Origin of the sequence: Acidovorax sp. HMWF018, from assembly GCF_003061035.1 — a bacterium.
In the GTDB taxonomy this organism is placed as follows: Bacteria; Pseudomonadota; Gammaproteobacteria; order Burkholderiales; family Burkholderiaceae_C; genus Acidovorax; species Acidovorax delafieldii.
The window spans coordinates 1-17111 of record NZ_QAIM01000264.1 but is presented as its reverse complement, the minus strand read 5'-3'; the positions used below and the strand labels follow the sequence as shown (position 1 = coordinate 17111).

General features: G+C 64.8%; 14 protein-coding genes. 1 reads left to right on the top strand and 13 read right to left on the bottom strand.

Annotated elements, in window-relative coordinates; all coding sequences use genetic code 11:
• The 13 genes from DBR23_RS09695 to DBR23_RS09635 form a co-directional block, all read right to left on the bottom strand.
• A partial coding sequence (locus DBR23_RS09695; protein WP_233250369.1) for a DUF6531 domain-containing protein occupies positions 1-2283 on the bottom strand: 2283 nt, incomplete at its 3' end.
• Between the two features lie 59 nt (positions 2284-2342).
• Positions 2343-2774, bottom strand: coding sequence for a DcrB-related protein (locus tag DBR23_RS09690; protein ID WP_108498107.1), 432 nt, complete (start codon positions 2772-2774; stop codon positions 2343-2345).
• Positions 2775-2777: 3 nt separating this feature from the next.
• On the bottom strand, positions 2778-5327 hold the full coding sequence (locus DBR23_RS09685; RefSeq protein WP_108498106.1) for a type VI secretion system Vgr family protein: 2550 nt from the start codon (positions 5325-5327) through the stop codon (positions 2778-2780).
• Between the two features lie 328 nt (positions 5328-5655).
• The gene (locus DBR23_RS09680; protein ID WP_056057237.1) at positions 5656-6393 is read right to left on the bottom strand and encodes a YafY family protein; all 738 of its coding nucleotides are present in this window, start codon (positions 6391-6393) and stop codon (positions 5656-5658) included.
• Between the two features lie 59 nt (positions 6394-6452).
• Positions 6453-7097 carry a glutathione S-transferase family protein gene (locus tag DBR23_RS09675; RefSeq protein ID WP_056742202.1) on the bottom strand — a complete coding sequence of 215 codons (645 nt, stop codon included), beginning with the start codon at positions 7095-7097 and terminating at the stop codon, positions 6453-6455.
• Between the two features lie 22 nt (positions 7098-7119).
• Entirely contained in the window at positions 7120-7614 is a 495-nt protein-coding gene (locus DBR23_RS09670) for a GyrI-like domain-containing protein (protein WP_108498105.1), read from the bottom strand.
• Between the two features lie 239 nt (positions 7615-7853).
• Positions 7854-8807, bottom strand: a complete 954-nt coding sequence (locus DBR23_RS09665; protein WP_233250368.1) for a ProQ/FINO family protein — start codon at positions 8805-8807, stop codon at positions 7854-7856.
• Positions 8808-8936: 129 nt separating this feature from the next.
• Positions 8937-10190 (bottom strand): glycolate oxidase subunit GlcF, encoded by a 1254-nt coding sequence (gene glcF, locus DBR23_RS09660; protein ID WP_108498103.1) that lies wholly within the window; start codon positions 10188-10190, stop codon positions 8937-8939.
• 45 nt (positions 10191-10235) lie between these two features.
• On the bottom strand, positions 10236-11057 hold the full coding sequence (locus DBR23_RS09655; protein ID WP_108498102.1) for a YoaK family protein: 822 nt from the start codon (positions 11055-11057) through the stop codon (positions 10236-10238).
• A 42-nt stretch (positions 11058-11099) separates the two neighbouring features.
• Positions 11100-12227 carry a glycolate oxidase subunit GlcE gene (glcE, locus tag DBR23_RS09650; protein WP_108498101.1) on the bottom strand — a complete coding sequence of 376 codons (1128 nt, stop codon included), beginning with the start codon at positions 12225-12227 and terminating at the stop codon, positions 11100-11102.
• Positions 12228-12484: 257 nt separating this feature from the next.
• A complete protein-coding gene (amt, locus tag DBR23_RS09645) occupies positions 12485-14026 on the bottom strand; it encodes an ammonium transporter (RefSeq protein ID WP_108498100.1) in 1542 nt (513 codons plus the stop codon).
• A gap of 36 nt (positions 14027-14062) precedes the next feature.
• On the bottom strand, positions 14063-14401 hold the full coding sequence (gene glnK, locus DBR23_RS09640) for a P-II family nitrogen regulator (protein ID WP_015012094.1): 339 nt from the start codon (positions 14399-14401) through the stop codon (positions 14063-14065).
• Positions 14402-14444: 43 nt separating this feature from the next.
• Positions 14445-15155, bottom strand: a complete 711-nt coding sequence (locus tag DBR23_RS09635; RefSeq protein ID WP_056057222.1) for a TorF family putative porin — start codon at positions 15153-15155, stop codon at positions 14445-14447.
• A gap of 214 nt (positions 15156-15369) precedes the next feature.
• Here DBR23_RS09635 and DBR23_RS09630 point away from each other — a divergent pair, with 214 nt between their 5' ends.
• On the top strand, positions 15370-16914 hold the full coding sequence (locus DBR23_RS09630; RefSeq protein ID WP_108498099.1) for a YifB family Mg chelatase-like AAA ATPase: 1545 nt from the start codon (positions 15370-15372) through the stop codon (positions 16912-16914).
• The last annotated feature ends 197 nt before the right edge of the window (positions 16915-17111 follow it).

Genomic DNA, 17111 nt, shown 5'->3' with positions numbered 1-17111 from the left:
CGGCTGGGCATCTGTGTGGCTGACCGGCCGGCCTGCGGCGTCGTAGCGCCAAGATTGGGTTGCTCCATCGGGCAGGCCGACGTTCAACAACTCTCCCATGGCGCTGTGGCCCAGCGATGTCACATGGCCAAGGGCGTCGGTGACCCTTTGCAGGTGCCCCATGCCGTCGTAGGCGTAGCGCGTGGTGTACCCCGAACAGTCGGTGTAGCTGTTAAGCAAACCGCGGGCGTCGTAGCGCAGGTTTTTGGCGCCGCCGCTTGCGTCGGTTATCTGCACCAGCAGTCCATAGCCATCCCAGGCATAGTGGGTTGCGGTGCCGTCCGGCGCAATGGCTGAGGTGCAAAGGCCGCGCGCGTCGTACTCGTAGCACCACGCCTTGCCATCAGGGCGTGTAATGCTCAGCGGCTCAAACCAGGTGGTGTCCCACAACGTCCGCGTGGTACGCCCCATTGGGTCGGTTTCAAGAATGGGCAGCCCGCTGCTGTCGTACTGCCAGCACCATGTCTGGCCGCCGGGCAGGGTGGCGCTCAGCAGCTCGCGGCTGGCGCTCCATTCAAGCACCCAGGTCTGCCCCAAGGCATTGCAGTAGCTCGTCAGGTTGTAGTGGGCGTCCCAGCTCCAATGTTCGGTGCGGCCAAGTTGGTCAGTGGTCCATGTCTGGCCGGGTACGTTGCCGTTCGCGGCAGTGTCAGATGCGCGCGTACCATCTTCCGCCCGGTAAGCAATGTCGTAGCGCTCACCGTCGCTGGTCCAGTGACGAATGACGCGTCGATCGCGTCCCGTTGGCGTCGCCCATGTACTACCGGCAGCGATGCCTTCGCTGACAGGTCCGTCTGCGGCGCCCGGTGCTTGCCACTCGTAGAAGCACCCGAAACCCGCCGCGTCGATGTGCGCAGTCATCAGCCCATCGGCGTACTGAAACCGGCGCGCAGTGCGCCCGTCCCGCCACTGCACGGAACTTACCTGTCCACCAGCGTCGTAGTCGTACATCGCCAGTTCACCCACCGACTCGCCAGGAGCCCCCGTCTCCAGGCTTAGCTTCCGCAATCGACCAGGGTTTGCTCCCGCACTGTCCAGGCTGTAGTGCAGCCTCAAGACTCTGCCTAGCGAATCGGTAATTTTTTCGAGGCGCTGCGGTGCGTCCTGCGTGTAGGTTAGGCGCACCCACTGGCCGGTGCGGTTACGCACGCGTTGCAGGCGAAGAATGCTCGCGCCGTCCGCTCCTGCAGTAGCGTCGGTGGGATGGCCGAACTGATAGCGCAGCAAGTCCATGTCCTTCACTTCATACGCGCCGCCGGCCGTGCACCCCAGCGAGAACCCCTCGGCAGTGTTGAAGAACGTGGTGCCCGGCTCTACCCAAGGCATGTCAATGCGTCGCCCTTGGGCATTCACATATGTCAGCCTTCCCGGCCCTGCATTCGATGGGGCGCGCACGTGAAGTTCGACCTCGTACGGCGTGCTCCATCCTTTTCCGTGCAGAGTGTGCAGCCGGTGGTCATGGCTGCTGTAGAAGCGGCGCCACTCGATGGGCAGCATGCCTGGGAGATGGAAGTCGGTGTCCTGGGCACCATCCAGAACCTTCCCGCCGGTCGCGGGGTTGACCGGATGACCGATGGCTGTGCGCATGCTTTTTCCAAGCACCTCTCCAGCCATGCCAACGGCTGTGCCCAGGGCCAAGCAACCGAGCTTGCCTGGCAGACTGCCCCGCCCCAGCAAGGCCAGGCCCAGTTCAGTCCCCGTTTCCCACCACATCTTGTCATCGGCGATCTCAAGGTACTGGGTCTTGTTGCCACCAACAATGACGTTATCTGAGCCCGTAGCGATCTGCGCAGAGCACTCCAGCTTGTCGCCTTTTCGCGCCGCGGGGCCGGTCTCGATGAAAACGGAGTCGCTGCCTTCCGCAATCCGATTCGGATTGAGCGAGGCATGCTTAGAGCAGACGGCTGCATCCAGCACCGCTCTCATGGCTTCGCGCTGGTTAATGAACACCCGCGAAGCACCGTTGATGCCGAGCACACCGGTGATATCCAGCTCACCAATGTCCTCGGTCATCTCCTGTATCTTCTTTTCCTTGTAATCGCTCCAGCCGGTCGCCCCGCCGATCACCCCGGCTACAAGGCCGCACAGGATGAATGCGCCGCAGCCAAACGTGGCCACCGAGACGCCCAATGCCAGCGCAACCGCACCGGCCACCAGAGCCCCCTCGACCATGGCAGAACCTACGCGTAGGGCAACACGCGCCAGGCGCGCCCAAACACCCACGTGGCCGATCTCGTCGGCCATGCGCGCCGCCGCCATTCCACCCATGAAAGGCTCCCTATGTTGCTTGCGGCTTTTGGCCGTTAATAATTCTCGAAGCTCGTCAGCACGCGTTCGACCGTCTGAAGGTTTTCCTGCGTGAACGCTACCGGCGACGAAAAAGTAACGCTCAGCACCTTGCGCAGGGGTGTCATTGGAAATACAGCCTGAATGTGGTGCACCAACTTGCCCTGTTGCTTGTAGTTCACCCCAAAGCTGAAACCTTCAATGGCTGAGTTGCCGCCTCCGAGCCGAGCAGGCCGCTGAGGGCCCTTTTCTAACTTTGTGACCTGTCTGCCTAGATCCTTCAGCTGGCGGTCAACAAACTGTTGCAGCGATTCATCGCCTTCCAACGGGTCGCGCGTGATAGCGATGGTGAGGCCAGCCGACCCCAGTTGGGGCGCTAGCACGTTGACGGTCCTGTCGTCCAGGTACTCAGGCACGTCGAAGGCGCCCTCGTTGAAGTGGTACTTCATGGTCTATCCGCAATTAAGGTGAATTTTTTTACCGAACTCATCGAGGTCATCATCAAACTTCAGAAGCCCCTTCTTGACGCCCACGATCTCGATGTCGCCTTCATCGGTGAGCTTGATATAAGCCTTGCCGTTGCCGACCACGAGCGTGATGCTCTCTGCCGCTTCGAGCCGTATGTGTTTGCCCGCTTTGATCAGCACGGAATCGGCATCCGCCCGCACGTTGACGTTTTGTTTGCCGATCACGGTGGCATCTGCGGTGGTAGACGCCATGGTGATGTTCTGCTTGGCAGTCAAATTCATATTGCCCGACTGCGCTTCATGACCCACATCACCCGAAGTCACCGTCGTTCGTTGACCACCTTCAGTCACATGAGTCAACATGCCGCCCTTTGCCAATAGCGTCAGCTGTTGTTGCGTGGAGGTAGTGACCGGCCCTTTGCCGTGAACGGATACGCTCTGACCCGAACTGACGACGATTGGCTTGGGGCTGATCATCGACTGCCCTTCCGGACTGACGATCGACACGATAGGTTTGCTGATGTCCTTGGATTTCGCCTGCATCTCCAAAGCTTCGGGCAGTGCAGGGTCCGTGTTCATCGGCATCACTAGCTCAGGCCCCGTACCGGCAGAGCTGCCAGCGGAAACGAAAGACGAAACGGCCGCAGCCATCTGCCCCAAGGAAGTCGCAGCAGCCACCTTGCCAACCATGGACTGGATGCCGGATGCCAACTCGCTCATATGCGCCATCTTGAGGTTGTTGATGCCGCTTATCACAGCCTCCATTCCAGACACGGCGCTTTTCGCTTGATCCATCAGACCCTGAACAGACTCCAACCCAGCTCCGAGATTTGAAAAACCATCCGGACTGTCATGCGCCACCTTCTGCTTGAAATCCTGCGTATACGTCGTGATCAGCAGCCCCTTGTCCGCCCGGATGGCACCCCACTCATTGGTGCGCAGCTCAAAGCCATAGCTGCGCTTGGCCTCGGTGCTCTGGTTCATCAGGTAACCCATGTGCAGGTGCGTATTGCCATGGTCGGTGGAGAGCTCGATGTGCTCGATGCCCTTTTGGTCCTCAAACCGCAGCATGTGCTTGCCGCCGCCGCCTTTGCTCCAGTTCGTCTGGAAGCCGGACTGCGTCTTGTGCTTGGGCAGCTCCCACGGTGGCATCTGGTCTGCGTTGTAGACGCGGCCAGTGATGATGGGATAGTCGGGGTCGCCGTTGAGGAAGTCCACGATGACTTCCTGGCCGATGCGCGGCGTGAAGATACCGCCGTACTTCATGCCCGCCCACGGGTGCGACACTCGGATCCAACAGCTGGAGTTCTCGTCCATGGAGCCAATGCGGTCCCAGTGGAACTGCACCTTCACACGTCCGTATTTGTCGGTCCAGATTTCCTCACCAGGCGGGCCCACCACCACAGCCGTCTGGGGGCCCTGGCTACGGGGCTTGGGCGTGACCCGGGGTGGGGTGAACGGCAAACTGGTGGGTTGCGCCTTCAGCACAAACCGTTGAATGGACCCCACCTCATCCTTGGTGGTTTTAGGCGTGGGCTTGGCTACGCTGCTGACCTCAGGGTTCTCCTGAAAATGGTATTGCACCGAGGTGATGAGGTACTGCTGGTTCTGGTCTTCGCGCGGGTAGTTTTCCAGGTTGAAGGTGTAGCCGGGGGTGAGCGCGCGGCAGCTGGATTTACCTTGTACGACGCTTTGGCGAGTCAGGTTCTCCTGGAGGCGCACCTTCACATACGCCTCGCCATCTCCATATTCGGTATAGCCACCGGGCCACTCGTAGATCTCGTGGCTGTCATGCGCGTGACCCGGGGGATCTTTGCGCATGTTCGACAAATCTGCCTTGGGCTTCTTGAAGTCGTAGTCGTCGTTGTAATGCCGACCCGGTTTGATTTCCTCCGCCAACTCCCACGCATAGATGCTTTCGCGATCAGCGATGGCAGCTTTTTCAGGGGGATAAAAGGGGATTGAGGCTGCGTCTGGCAAAGGGCTGTGCGACGCCACAATGTCGTCCGCCAGCGTGAGCGTGTGTTGTCCTGCTGAATGCTGGTGGTAATAATAAATACCCTCATGCTCCATGAGGCGAGAAACAAACTGGCAATCAGTTTCGTTGTATTGAACGCAATAATCCCAGGTACGATAACTGCGTGTCAGCTTTTTATCGAGGGGGTACCCATATTTACCCAGAACTTCTTCAATGATTTCTGGAACAGTTTTGTTCTGAAATATCTTGAAATCGCTTTTACGGGTTGCCAGCCAGAGCCAGGGGCTGAGCCGCGCCCGGTAGGAGTACATGCGGTGGTCTTGCCCCTGCATGCCAAACCGGGTGACGATGCCGTCTATATGGCGGGTGCCACCGCCCTCCGTTTCTACAACGATGGTGGCGTTTTTGCCCAACAACGCCTTGGGATCCACACTTTTGCTCTCACTCAGCAAGTCCACGTCCAGGGTGAAGAGTTGGCTGATCTCTTCGATACCCTGGAGTTGCCTGAATTTGAGCTGGTCGCCCAGAGGCGTTTGAATGGTGACGCGACGTTTCATGTGCTGCAGACTGTCCGGCCGATGAGTGCAAAGTGCGGCGGATGATAGCTGCAGGCAGGTATTTTCTTTTGACAGAAGGCGCCGTTAATACGGCGAAATTAACGCAAAAAGTAACTTCGGTTACCAATCAGGAATCTTCAAGACATCTTGCAACAGAAAGAAAATCGGCAAAGGCACCTGTGGTAATGAACAACTCCTGTCCAACTCTTTTTGAAACAAGGCTCATGTCATTTGCAGCAGGCCGCTCATCAGGATCATCGCGAGGCGCTTTGCGACGACATTTCTGCCAAGGCTGAGCTCGGCATCGAAAACGATTGGAGGCACGGCATCAGGCCATTGCCGACGGCGCCGCTTGAGGATCACCCCCCTCCACCGCTCTCCCCTCCATCTCCCCCTCCACCTTGCGCAGCAAGTCCGCCAGGGTCTTGCCGGGCTCCTGCCGGAACTGCTCGTCCAGCACGGTGATCGAAGAAATGCGGTCGATGCGAAAACCCCGAAAGTCATTGCGCAGCTCGCACCAGGCCGACAGTGTCCAGACCTTGCCCCAGTAAAAGCAGCCCAGCGGGCGCAGGCGGCGCAGGCTGGGGCGGCCGTTGACGTCGGCGTAGTCCACTTGCACCACGTGGCGGCTGTGCACGGCCTCGCGCAGGGCTTGCAGGGTGGCCTGGGCGCGCGGGTCCAGGCCGACGGGCGGGGCATACAGGGCCTGGGCCTCGGCCGCGACGCGCGCGGCGGGGGGCAGCACGGACAGGATCTTGCCCAGGGCGCCTTCCACCTCTCGGGCCAGCCCGGCATCCAGCCAGGTTTGGGCCAGACGGGCGGCAGCTACCAGCGCATTGGCTTCACCCTGGCTGAACATCAGCGGCGGCAGATCGAAGCCCGCGCCCAGGCGGTAGCCCACACCGGCTTCGCCCTCAATGGGCACGCCCTGGTGCTGGAGGTCCGCCACGTCGCGGTAGATGGTGCGGGCCGAGACTTCAAGCCGCTCGGCCAGGAAGGCGGCGGTGGACAGGCGCCGCCCCCGGATGAGCTGGACGATCTGGAACAGGCGGTCAGCGCGGCGCATGAACGTGCCCCCCGGGGCGAGCTGCAGCCGACCAGATGGGCAGTGTCAGGACGCAGAACTCAGCCATGGCCTTTGCTCTGCTGCGCCAGCGCGTCGTCGATCTGGGAGGCGCGCACAAACGCGGGGCGCTGCCTGAACGGCTGCACAAACTGCTCGAACGCGGGGCGGCGTTCGATGGTGCCGAACTGCATCCCCCAGATCAGGTGCGCGCCCACATACAGGTCGACGGCCGTGAAGTGGTCGCCGCACAGATGCGGGCCCTGGCTCACGGCCTGCTCCAGGGTGTTCATCACATCGGCGTAGCTGCCGTAGCCCACCATGGCCGCCCGTTCGGCGGGTGCCAGCAGGTTCAGCGCCTTGGCGGTGGCGGCGCTCTCCAGCGGGCCGGCGCAAAAGAACAGCCAGCGGTAGTACGCAGCGCGGGCAGGTGTCCCCACAGGGGGGGCCAACGATTTGTCGGGGAACAGGTCGGCCAGATAGGCGCAGATGGCCGCCACCTCGGTGACCACCACCTGCCCATGCCGCAGTGCAGGCACCTTGCCCATGGGGTTGATGGCCAGGTAGTCGGGAGCCTTCATGGTGGTGCCGTATTCAAGCAGCACGGTGTCGTAGGGCACACCACACTCTTCCAGCATCCAGCGCGCGGTACGGCCTCGGGACATGGGATGGGTGTAGAACGTCAGGGCGGCAGAAGATGTGTTCATGGAGGCTCCTGGTTCGTTCAGGTCATGCGCGGGGCGCACTGGGGGCGATACCGATATGGATGGCCACGCGGTCCGGGCCTTCATACAGCTCGAAATCGGTGCCAAAACGCCGGGGGACTTGCGGGTGGGCCGCAAAGTAGCGCCAGACCTCGCCCCAGGCATCGATCACCATCTGCGGCATTGTGCCGTGGCCGTGGAACACCAGATAGTCGCCCGCCTGCACCGCGATCTGCACAGCCCCTGGCACCGAGGTGACGACGGGCGGTGGCACAGCCACGCCAGCAGTGACATCAAAGGCGCCATGTTCGTCGGATTCGTAGCCGCTGTAGACGCCGAAGATGCGGCCATCTTCACCACGGCCGGGCAGGTTGCGCTCCCAGCTCTGGCTGAAAAATCGGTCCCAGAGACCTCCAATGCGGGCGGTGGCGGGGTCCATCTCGTCGCGGTTGCGGGTGCGTACCGTCAGTCCAGTGACATGAAACGCGGCAACCGGGGTCATGGTGGGGGTTGTTGTCATGGTCAAGCTCCTCTCTGTGTCGGGCCCGGCATGGTGCAGCCCGGCTGCTGACAACATGGTGTCAGTAGCCTGTCTGCAGCATTGCAACAAGCCGTGACACGCGCCGACGCAGACGGAGCCACGCCGCAGGGCCCCATCTCGGCCGACGAGAAGATGACGGAAGCGGCTGCCAGCACGCCAGGATCAGCAAGGGCAGAGGGAGCGTTGTGCCGCCCCCCGCTCAGCTCAGCACGGGCCGGTCAGGCTGCGGCGGCGGAGTCGCCAGGCTCTACGGCGGGAGCAGCAGATACCGCAGCCGCTGCAGCAGCCGCCCGCCGGCGGGCGCGCTCCAGCTGCTGCCCCACCGTGCGGGGCACCATGCCGTACATATCGGCAAAGGCGTCCAGGGTCTGGCCGCTGGCCTCAAAGGCGCGCAGCAAGGCTTCATCCTTGGCGTTGCGGGCCGACCATTCGGCAAAGGCTTCTTCGAGGATGGCGTTGGCGGCTTCGTCGCGGCTCAACACCAGTTGGGTATATGCCTCGCGCGTGAGGCCCGAGGCCTCGAACGCAGCCATCATGCGGTTGCGCAGCTTGGGCAGCAGGTCTTCGGTGGCGCGCGCCTTCTTGCGGCGGTAGACCTCCAGCAGCGCATGGTGCACATGCTCGGGGGCCATGTCTTCCACAGGCTGGCCCTGCAGGTCGTGGCGCTTATCGCCTGCCGCCACGCTTTGCAGATAGCGCGTGGAGCGGGTGTGCAGGCCCAGCGCCACCTTGAGCGCCTCGCGCTCGAACAGCTCGGGGTGGGCCGCCAGGATGTCCTGGAAGATGCCGCGCTTGAGCGGACGGAACACGGCGCCAAACAGGTGGGGGTAGAGCCCTGCCAGCTGCTCCAGCGCGGGGTGCACGCGCTGCGGCGCGCGCGTGCCTGCGCCCGGGCCACCTGCGGGCGCAGCAGCGTCTGCCGCACCGTCGGCGCTTGCACGGCCCTGCGGCGCCTGGCGCCCTTCGGGTTTGCGGCGGTTGCGGCCACCCCGGCGCGAGCCGTCCTGGCGCCGCTGGGGCGCGCCGGCTTCGGCCAACGCAGCAGGTTCAGAGGCCGCCACAGCGACCGCGGCAGCCTCGGTCGGCACAGGCGCTGCCTGGGGAGCGGCAGGCGCTACGGGCGCGACGGGTGCGGTTTGGGGTTGTTCTTGTGCGGACACGGAGTCGGTCATGGCGGTGCAGTTCGGGGGCAAATGAGAGGCGACAAAACCCTCGATCATGCCAGCCTCGGGGCTACAGGCACCAAATGGGCCGGATTCCGGCGCACGCCGTAAGCGCCCCGCGTCTCGCCCAACGTGCCGTCAACCCGTGCGCAGGGCCTCGTCCAGCACCTCCACCCAGTGCCGCACAGGCGTCCCCGTGCCGCTTTGCAGATGGGTGATGCAGCCGATGTTGGCCGACAAGATCATGTCGGGCGGCTGGTTGCCGAAGGCCTCGCCGAGCACACCCAGCTTGCGGTCGCGCAGCTGGTAGGACAGGTCGGGGTTGAGCACCGAATAGGTGCCTGCCGAGCCACAGCACAGGTGGGCATCGTTGCGTGCGGTGCGCAGCTTGAAGCCCAGCTGGTTCAGGTGCACCTCCACCCCGCCGCGCAGCTTCTGACCGTGCTGGAGCGTGCAAGGGGGGTGGTAGGCGTACAGGGTGTCCGGCTGGTTCACACGGCCCTGCAGCTTGGTGGCCAGCTCGGGCAGCAGGGCGGGCAGCAGCTCCGACAGGTCGCGCGTGAGGGCGCTGATGCGCTCGGCCTTGGCCGCGTATGCCGCATCGTCCTTCAGGATGTGACCGTATTCCTTGACGGTGACGCCGCAGCCCGAGGCGTTCATGACGATGGCCTCGACCCCACCTGCGTCCACCAGCGGCCACCAGGCGTCGATGTTGGCGCGCATCTCTGCCATGCCGCCAGCCTGGTCGTTGAGGTGGAATTTGACGGCGCCGCAGCAGCCCGCCTTGGATGCGATCACGGTCTGGATGCCCACCGCGTCGAGCACGCGGGCGGTGGCCGTGTTGATGTTCGGCATCATGGCCGGTTGCACGCAGCCCGCCAGCATGAGCACCTTGCGCGCATGCTCACGCGTGGGCCAGACGCCAGCGGCCTGCAGTGCGGGCACCTTGGCCTTCAGCGCCTCGGGCAGCAGGCCGCGCACCATTTGTCCTGCCTTCATGGCAGGAGCGAACAGCGGCGAAGGCAGACCCTCCTTCAGCGCCCAACGCAGGGCTTTTTCGCCCACAGGGCGGGGCACTTTTTCATCGACGATCTTGCGACCGATGTCCACCAGGTGGCCGTATTGCACGCCGCTCGGGCAGGTGCTTTCGCAGTTGCGGCAGGTGAGGCACCGGTCCAGGTGCATCTGGGTCTTGCGCGTGGGCTCGGCGCCTTCGAGCACCTGCTTAATGAGGTAGATGCGGCCGCGCGGGCCGTCCAGCTCGTCGCCCAGCAGCTGGTAGGTGGGGCAGGTGGCGGTGCAAAAGCCGCAGTGCACACATTTGCGCAGGATGGATTCGGCCTCCAGGCCATCGGCGCGGGCGCGGTATTCGGGGGAGAGCTGGGTTTGCATGGGGTGCAGCCTGGGCGAAGAGACAAAAATTTCGGCGGAGGTTGGTCAGCGCGCGGCCGGTGGGTCCGCTGGCGGCGCCAGGCTGGGGTCGCCCGGCGCGGCGGGCGCCGAGGGCTTGCGCAAGGGGCGGCGCAGCCTGGCGCGGTCAGCCCACAGCGGGGGCAGCGACAGGGCCAGCAGCACCAGCGCCAGCGGCACCACAAACACAAAGCCCACGTGCTTGAAGCCCGCAGCTCCCGCAATGCCGCCCACCAGGAACATGCCCACCAGCCCGGCAAACAGCCGCAGCCGCGCCTGGTTGGCGCGCACCTGCGATTCGGGCGCGGTGCCGGTGCGGTTCCAGTAGAGCGCCTTGCCCATCTCGATGCCCAGGTCGGTCACCACGCCCGTCATGTGGGTGGTGCGGATCTGGGACGAGGACATCTTGGTCACCGTGGCGTTCTGCAGCCCCATGATGAAGGACAGCAGCAGCACCGTGAGTGGCACCGCAAAAGGCGTGGGCCAGCTGAGAGTGATGGCGCCCACCAGGCCAAACAGCAGCATGAGCACGGACTCCAGCAGCAGCGGCAGCGCGTAGGTGCTGCGCAGCCGGCGCTGGCGCGCCCAGTTGACCATGATGGCAGTGGTACCCGCCCCCGACATGAAGGCCCAGAGCGCGCCCACGGCGCCCAGCACCAGCTTCATCTGCCCCAGCACCAGGTTGTCGGCCAGCGACGACAGGAAACCCGTCATGTGCGAGGTGTAGAGGTGCACCACCAGAAACCCCCCGGCGTTCACCGCCCCGGCGTTGAACGCCAGCAGCAGGCCCAGCACCTGGTTGCTCGCAACCGTGCGGTGGTGTCCGGTGAGGTGAAAAAGGCGTCGCATGGCCAGGGTGGCGGTGGTGGCTGTGAGGGGGGGTTGGCTTGCCTACCAGGCCCGCGCCATGCGGCCGGGGTTGAAGATGCCGGCAGGGTCAAAGCTGTGCTTGAGGCGGGCGTGGATTTGCTCCAGCGCCTTGGATTGCGAGTCAAAAGCACCGCTGGCGCCATATTTATTTGCCTCGGCAGCTACAAAAAGAGAAGCACTCCCACCCGCCGCCCGGGCGGCTTCGCGCAGCGCGTCTCCGGCGGACTCGGGGGCCTGCACCCAGCGCAACGCCCCATGCCATTCCACCAGGGGCTGCACGCCGCCGGGCAAGGCCAGCACCGGCGCGGTGGCGGGCACCGACAGGCGCCACAGGGCGTGGTCGGGGCGCGTGGCCCGGTCGGTGAACCACGGCAGGTTCTGCTCGCGGCAGGCGGTCCAGTCAGCGGCCACGGTGGCGTTGTCCATGCGCGTGCCACCCATGGTTTTGCACGCGGCCTCCACCGCCGCCACGGCGCCGCGCAGGCGCACATACAGGGTGCCTGCACCTTCGTCCTGCACCCAACAGCTGGCGTTGAGGGGTAGCGGCTGGCCGCCCCAGGCGTGCAGCTTGCGCAACGCATCGGCCTGGTTGATGCCCTCGAACCGGAGTGTGGCCTCGCCGGGTGCCACGGGCAGCACCTTGAGGCTCACTTCGGTCAGCAGCCCCAGCGTGCCCCAGGCACCGGCCATGAGGCGCGCCACGTCATAGCCCGCCACGTTCTTCATGACCTGGCCGCCGAAGGTGAGCAGCTCGGCCTTGCCGTTGAGCAGGGTCACGCCCAACAGATAGTCACGCACCGCCCCCACGCTGGCGCGCGCCGGGCCCGACAGGCCGGCCGCCACCATACCGCCCACGGTGGCAGCGCCCGAAGGGGGCTTGGCGAAATGCGGGGGTTCAAAAGGCAGGCACTGGCCCTGCTCGGCGAGCGCGGCCTCCAGCTCGGCCAGCGGGGTGCCGGCCCGCACGGTGACGACCAGCTCGCTGGGCTCGTAGCTCACTATGCCGCGCAGCACCCGGGTGTCGAGCACCTCGCCGTGCAGCGCCAGGCCATGGAAGTCTTTGGTGCCCCCGCCACGGATGCGCAACGGGGTCTGGTCGGCGGCGGCAGCGCGCACGCGCTCAGTGATCGGGGCGAGGGAAAAGTCCATCCGTGCATCGTAGCGGCAGCGGTCCGCCGCACGGCATGCAGGGGGCGTGAATTTTTTGAACAGCGGACGTGCAAAGGACTGGCGGATGCCACGGGACCTTTGGCCCCCTGGCGCGCCAGTCCCACACGCGTCACCCACCGGTACGAAAAAAGCCCGCCGGTGGTCGGCGGGCTGAAGTAACCAGAGGAGTAACTCGCTTGTTCTTATTGCGACGCCACGGTGCCACCAGACACCGCAGCGCGTAGGGCGCAGAGCGATCAGCGGTTGTACGCCGTTTCGCCGTGCGAGGTGATGTCCAGACCTTCGCGTTCGTCTTCTTCCGAGACACGCAGGCCCACCGTCAGGTCAACCACCTTGTAGGCCACGAAGGACACCACGCCCGACCACACGATGGTCAGCAGCACGGCCTTGGCCTGTGTCCACACCTGGGCAGCGATGGAGTAGTCGGCAGAGGTCACCATGGTGGCGGTCACCCAGTCGGCCACGTAGCCAGGGCCACCCAGACCAGGGGCGTTGAAAACGCCGGTCAGCAGGGCACCCACGATACCGCCGATGCCGTGCACGCCGAACACGTCGAGCGAGTCGTCCGCACCCAGCAGCTTCTTGAGGCCGTTGACACCCCACAGGCAGGCAAAACCACCCACCAGACCGATGACCAGCGCACCGCCGATACCGACGTTGCCCGCAGCCGGCGTGATGGCCACCAGGCCCGCCACAGCACCCGACGCTGCACCCAGCATCGAAGCCTTGCCGCGCATCAGCGCTTCACCCATGCACCATGCCAGCACGGCTGCAGCGGTAGCCACCAGCGTGTTGATGAAGGCCAGGGCTGCAAAACCGTTGGCTTCCAGGGCAGAGCCGGCATTGAAGCCGAACCAGCCCACCCACAGCAGCGAGGCACCGACCATGGTCAGCGTCAGGCTGTGAGGCGCCATGGCTTCCTTGCCGTAACCAATGCGCTTGCCCACCATGAACGCACCCACCAGGCCCGCCACAGCGGCGTTGATGTGCACCACGGTACCGCCAGCGAAGTCCAGAGCACCCCACTGCCAGATCTGGCCGGCCTTGCTGGTCATGGCGTCGGCCACTTCCTTGGAGGCGTAGGCATCAGGACCCATCCAGAACCACACCATGTGGGCGATCGGCAGGTAGCTGAACGTGAACCACAGGACCATGAACAGCATGACGGCGCTGAACTTGATGCGCTCTGCGAACGCACCGACGATCAGGGCGCAGGTGATGCCGGCGAACGTGGCCTGGAAAGCGGCAAACACCACTTCCGGAATCACGACACCCTTGCTGAACGTGGCAGCGTTGGCAAACGTGCCTGCGGCGTTGTCCCAGATGCCCTTCATGAACAGCCGGTCGAAACCACCGATGAAGGCACCGCCTTCGGTGAAGGCCAGGCTGTAGCCGTAGATGAACCACAGCACCACGATCAGCGAGAACGTGACCATCACCTGCATCAGCACGGACAGCATGTTCTTGCTGCGCACCAGGCCACCGTAGAACAGCGCCAGGCCGGGCAGGACCATCAGGATCACGAGGATGGTGGAGGTCATCATCCACGCGGTGTCACCCTTGTTGGGGACAGGAGCAGGCGCTTCTGCGGCGGGCGCTGCAGGCGCAGCGGCGGCAGCAGCAGCCGGTGCAGCCGCAGCGGCAGCAGGGGCTTCAGCCGCTGGTGCAGCCGCAGCGGGTGCCGAGGCCTCTGCCGTGGCGGGCGCCTGGGCGAGGACAGCCGATCCGCCGGATAGCAGACTCAGCCCCAGAATGAAGGAAGCAAGCAGTTTTTTCATGGCGTTTCTCTTCTTGGATGGGATGCGGCCTCGCCCTTACAGGGCTTCCTTGCCGGTTTCGCCAGTGCGGATGCGCACCACCTGCTCCAGGTGGGTCACGAAAATCTTGCCGTCACCGATCTTGCCGGTGCGCGCTGCGGTCTCGATGGACTCGATCACGCGGTCCACCAGGTCGTCGGCCACGGCGGCCTCGATCTTGACCTTGGGAAGAAAGTCCACCACATACTCTGCACCGCGGTACAGCTCGGTGTGGCCCTTTTGGCGGCCAAAGCCCTTGACTTCGGTCACCGTGATGCCTTGCACGCCGATGTCGGAGAGCGCTTCGCGCACTTCGTCGAGCTTGAAGGGCTTGATGATGGCTGTCACCATTTTCATTTTCAGTTCCTCCGAAATGGGCGCCGCCGGCGCCCATTGAGACTTACAGGGTTTTGGTGAGCGTGACGATCACGCGCGACTTGTTGACCGGGCCGTAGAAGGCCTTCTTGGTGGCGCCAACCACGGCAGCGCCGAGGGACACGCCGCCGCCGAAGTCGTACGAACCGCCCAGGCTGTAGTCCATGAAGTTGGGGGCCGTGATGTCACCACCAAAGCGGGTGAAGCCGACCGACGCCTTCAGCGTGGTGCTGGGGGCCACTTCCTGGGCAAACGCCAGGTTCAGGTAGCCGGTGTTGCGGCCCTTCATGCCAGGACCTGCGTAGGCAAAGTAGTCCTTGGACAGGGTGTGCGAGTACTTGGCCGTCACGGGGCCGAAGGTGGCAGCGCCATAGACTTCGGTGGTGTTGCCCGCGCTGTTGCCGGGGTAGATGTAGGTCAGCAGGCCCACGTCCAGGTCCACGTCACCGGCCTTGAACTTGTAGCCGCCGTAGATGTCGGATTCGAGCGAGTTGCCGGACAGCCAGTTGACGCTGGAGTTCCAGTTGCCCACGTAGAAGCCGGTTTCGCCGAAGGTGTAGTCAAAGCCGCCTTGCAGTGCGGGCTTGACGGCCTTGACCTTGGACGTGTCCTGGTCCTGGCCACGGAACTTGTAGTTCGTGGTCAGGCTGACGTTGGCGGTGAGCTGGGCGCTGGCCAGCATGGGAAGGGTTGCAACAAGGGCAACGCCCAGGGTCTTGATGATGGCGCGGGTCATGTTTCCTCCGGTTGGACAAAGTAGGGACAAGCGCTTTAAGCACGGACCGTGCCACACCAAGGTGCACGGCGCGCTACACGGTTGCGTTGCGTTACAACAATCCCCAGTACAGTGGCGGTGACCGCGTCCGGCATGTTGCACCCAACTGGTGCAGACACCCAACAGGCCGCGCTAAAAAACCACAAAACGCACCCATCTGGGGAGAAATCGCTTCATGAGTCTTGCTTTGGTGCAAAGCCGCGCCCTTCTGGGGCTGCAGGCGCCTGCAGTCACCGTCGAAGTGCATCTGGCCAACGGTTTGCCCAGCTTCACGCTGGTCGGGCTGGCCGAGGTGGAGGTGAAAGAAGCCCGCGAGCGCGTGCGCTCCGCGCTGCAGAACGCGGGGCTGGAGTTCCCGTCGAACAAACGCATCACCGTCAACCTGGCCCCCGCCGACCTGCCCAAGGATTCGGGCCGCTTCGATCTGCCGATTGCGCTGGGCATCCTCGCCGCCAGCGGTCAGGTGGATGCCAGCCGCCTGGCAGGCTACGAGTTTGCGGGCGAGCTGTCGCTGTCCGGCGAGCTGCGCCCCGTGCGCGGCGCGCTGGCCACCAGCCTGGCCCTGCAGACCCAGCAGATTGACGCACAGCTGGTGCTGCCGCCCGGCAGCGCCGAAGAGGCCGCCCTGGTGCCCGCCGCGCGCGTGGTGCGTGCGCGGCACCTGCTGGATGTGGTGCGGGCGTTCCTGCCACCGGGCAGCACGGCCGGTGGCGATGCCGACGTGGCCAACGACGGCTGGACCCGCCTGCAGGCCACCGCGCTCACCGCCAGCACCACCGGGCCCGACATGGCCGACGTGAAGGGCCAGGCGGGCGCCAAGCGCGCGCTGGAGATTGCAGCGGCTGGCGGCCACAGCCTGCTGATGGCCGGGCCACCTGGCTCGGGCAAGTCGATGCTGGCGCAGCGTTTTGCCGGGCTGCTGCCCGCGATGACGGTGGACGAAGCGCTGGAGAGCGCCGCCATTGCCAGCCTGGCGGGGCGCTTTCGGCCCGAGGCTTTTGGCGTGCGCCCCACCGGCCAGCCCCACCACACGGCCAGCGCGGTGGCGCTGGTGGGCGGTGGCTCGCCACCCCGGCCGGGCGAGATCTCGCTGGCCCACCAGGGCGTGCTCTTCCTTGATGAACTCCCGGAATTCCCCCGCGCTGCGCTAGAGGCTCTGCGCGAGCCGCTAGAGACCGGCCACATCACCATCGCCCGGGCAGCGCAACGCGCGGAGTTTCCGGCCCGGTTCCAGATGATCGCGGCGATGAATCCGTGCCCCTGCGGCTTTCTGGGCTCCACGCAGCGCGCCTGCCGCTGCACGCCTGACCAGGTGCACCGTTACCAGGCCAAGCTCAGCGGCCCGCTGCTGGACCGCATCGACCTGCATGTGGAGGTGCCCGCCCTGCCCGCCGAGCAGCTGGTGCAGGCGGCTGCGGGCGAGTCCACCGCCAGCATCCGCGCCCGGGTGGAGCAGGCCCGCGCCCTGGCCCTAGCACGCCAGGGCAGCACCAACCAGGCGCTGCAGGGGCAGGCCATCGACGCCCACCTGCACCTGGACGAAGCGGCCGCCAAGTTCCTCAACACCGCTGCCGCGCGCCTGGGCTGGTCGGCCCGCAGCACGCACCGGGCGCTGAAGGTGGCGCGCACCATCGCCGACCTGGCGGGCGCGCCCACCACCGAGGTCAGCCATATCGCCGAGGCCGTGCAATACCGCCGCGTACTGCGCAGCCCGGTGTGAGTAGCGCTGGCGGCCCTTGGGGCACATCAGCACCTTGACGGAGACAGATATCAAATTGATAGCGCCTGGCTCATGTATCACTAGCGCCTGCGGCTGATTTTGATCAAAAAGAGGGTGCGCAGCACCCAGCGGGCGCTGCGCACCGGCCGCAGGGGCCCGGGCGCCCGGCACAATCTCCCCCCATGTCCAGCGTTCGC

Coding starts and splice junctions, on each gene's coding strand:
- DBR23_RS09690 (WP_108498107.1), bottom strand. CDS start 2,774: ATGAAGTACCACTTCAACGAGGGCGCCTTCGACGTGCCTGAGTACCTG.
- DBR23_RS09685 (WP_108498106.1), bottom strand. CDS start 5,327: ATGAAACGTCGCGTCACCATTCAAACGCCTCTGGGCGACCAGCTCAAA.
- DBR23_RS09680 (WP_056057237.1), bottom strand. CDS start 6,393: ATGCGCCGCGCTGACCGCCTGTTCCAGATCGTCCAGCTCATCCGGGGG.
- DBR23_RS09675 (WP_056742202.1), bottom strand. CDS start 7,097: ATGAACACATCTTCTGCCGCCCTGACGTTCTACACCCATCCCATGTCC.
- DBR23_RS09670 (WP_108498105.1), bottom strand. CDS start 7,614: ATGACAACAACCCCCACCATGACCCCGGTTGCCGCGTTTCATGTCACT.
- DBR23_RS09665 (WP_233250368.1), bottom strand. CDS start 8,807: ATGACCGACTCCGTGTCCGCACAAGAACAACCCCAAACCGCACCCGTC.
- glcF (WP_108498103.1), bottom strand. CDS start 10,190: ATGCAAACCCAGCTCTCCCCCGAATACCGCGCCCGCGCCGATGGCCTG.
- DBR23_RS09655 (WP_108498102.1), bottom strand. CDS start 11,057: ATGCGACGCCTTTTTCACCTCACCGGACACCACCGCACGGTTGCGAGC.
- glcE (WP_108498101.1), bottom strand. CDS start 12,227: ATGGACTTTTCCCTCGCCCCGATCACTGAGCGCGTGCGCGCTGCCGCC.
- amt (WP_108498100.1), bottom strand. CDS start 14,026: ATGAAAAAACTGCTTGCTTCCTTCATTCTGGGGCTGAGTCTGCTATCC.
- glnK (WP_015012094.1), bottom strand. CDS start 14,401: ATGAAAATGGTGACAGCCATCATCAAGCCCTTCAAGCTCGACGAAGTG.
- DBR23_RS09635 (WP_056057222.1), bottom strand. CDS start 15,155: ATGACCCGCGCCATCATCAAGACCCTGGGCGTTGCCCTTGTTGCAACC.
- DBR23_RS09630 (WP_108498099.1), top strand. CDS start 15,370: ATGAGTCTTGCTTTGGTGCAAAGCCGCGCCCTTCTGGGGCTGCAGGCG.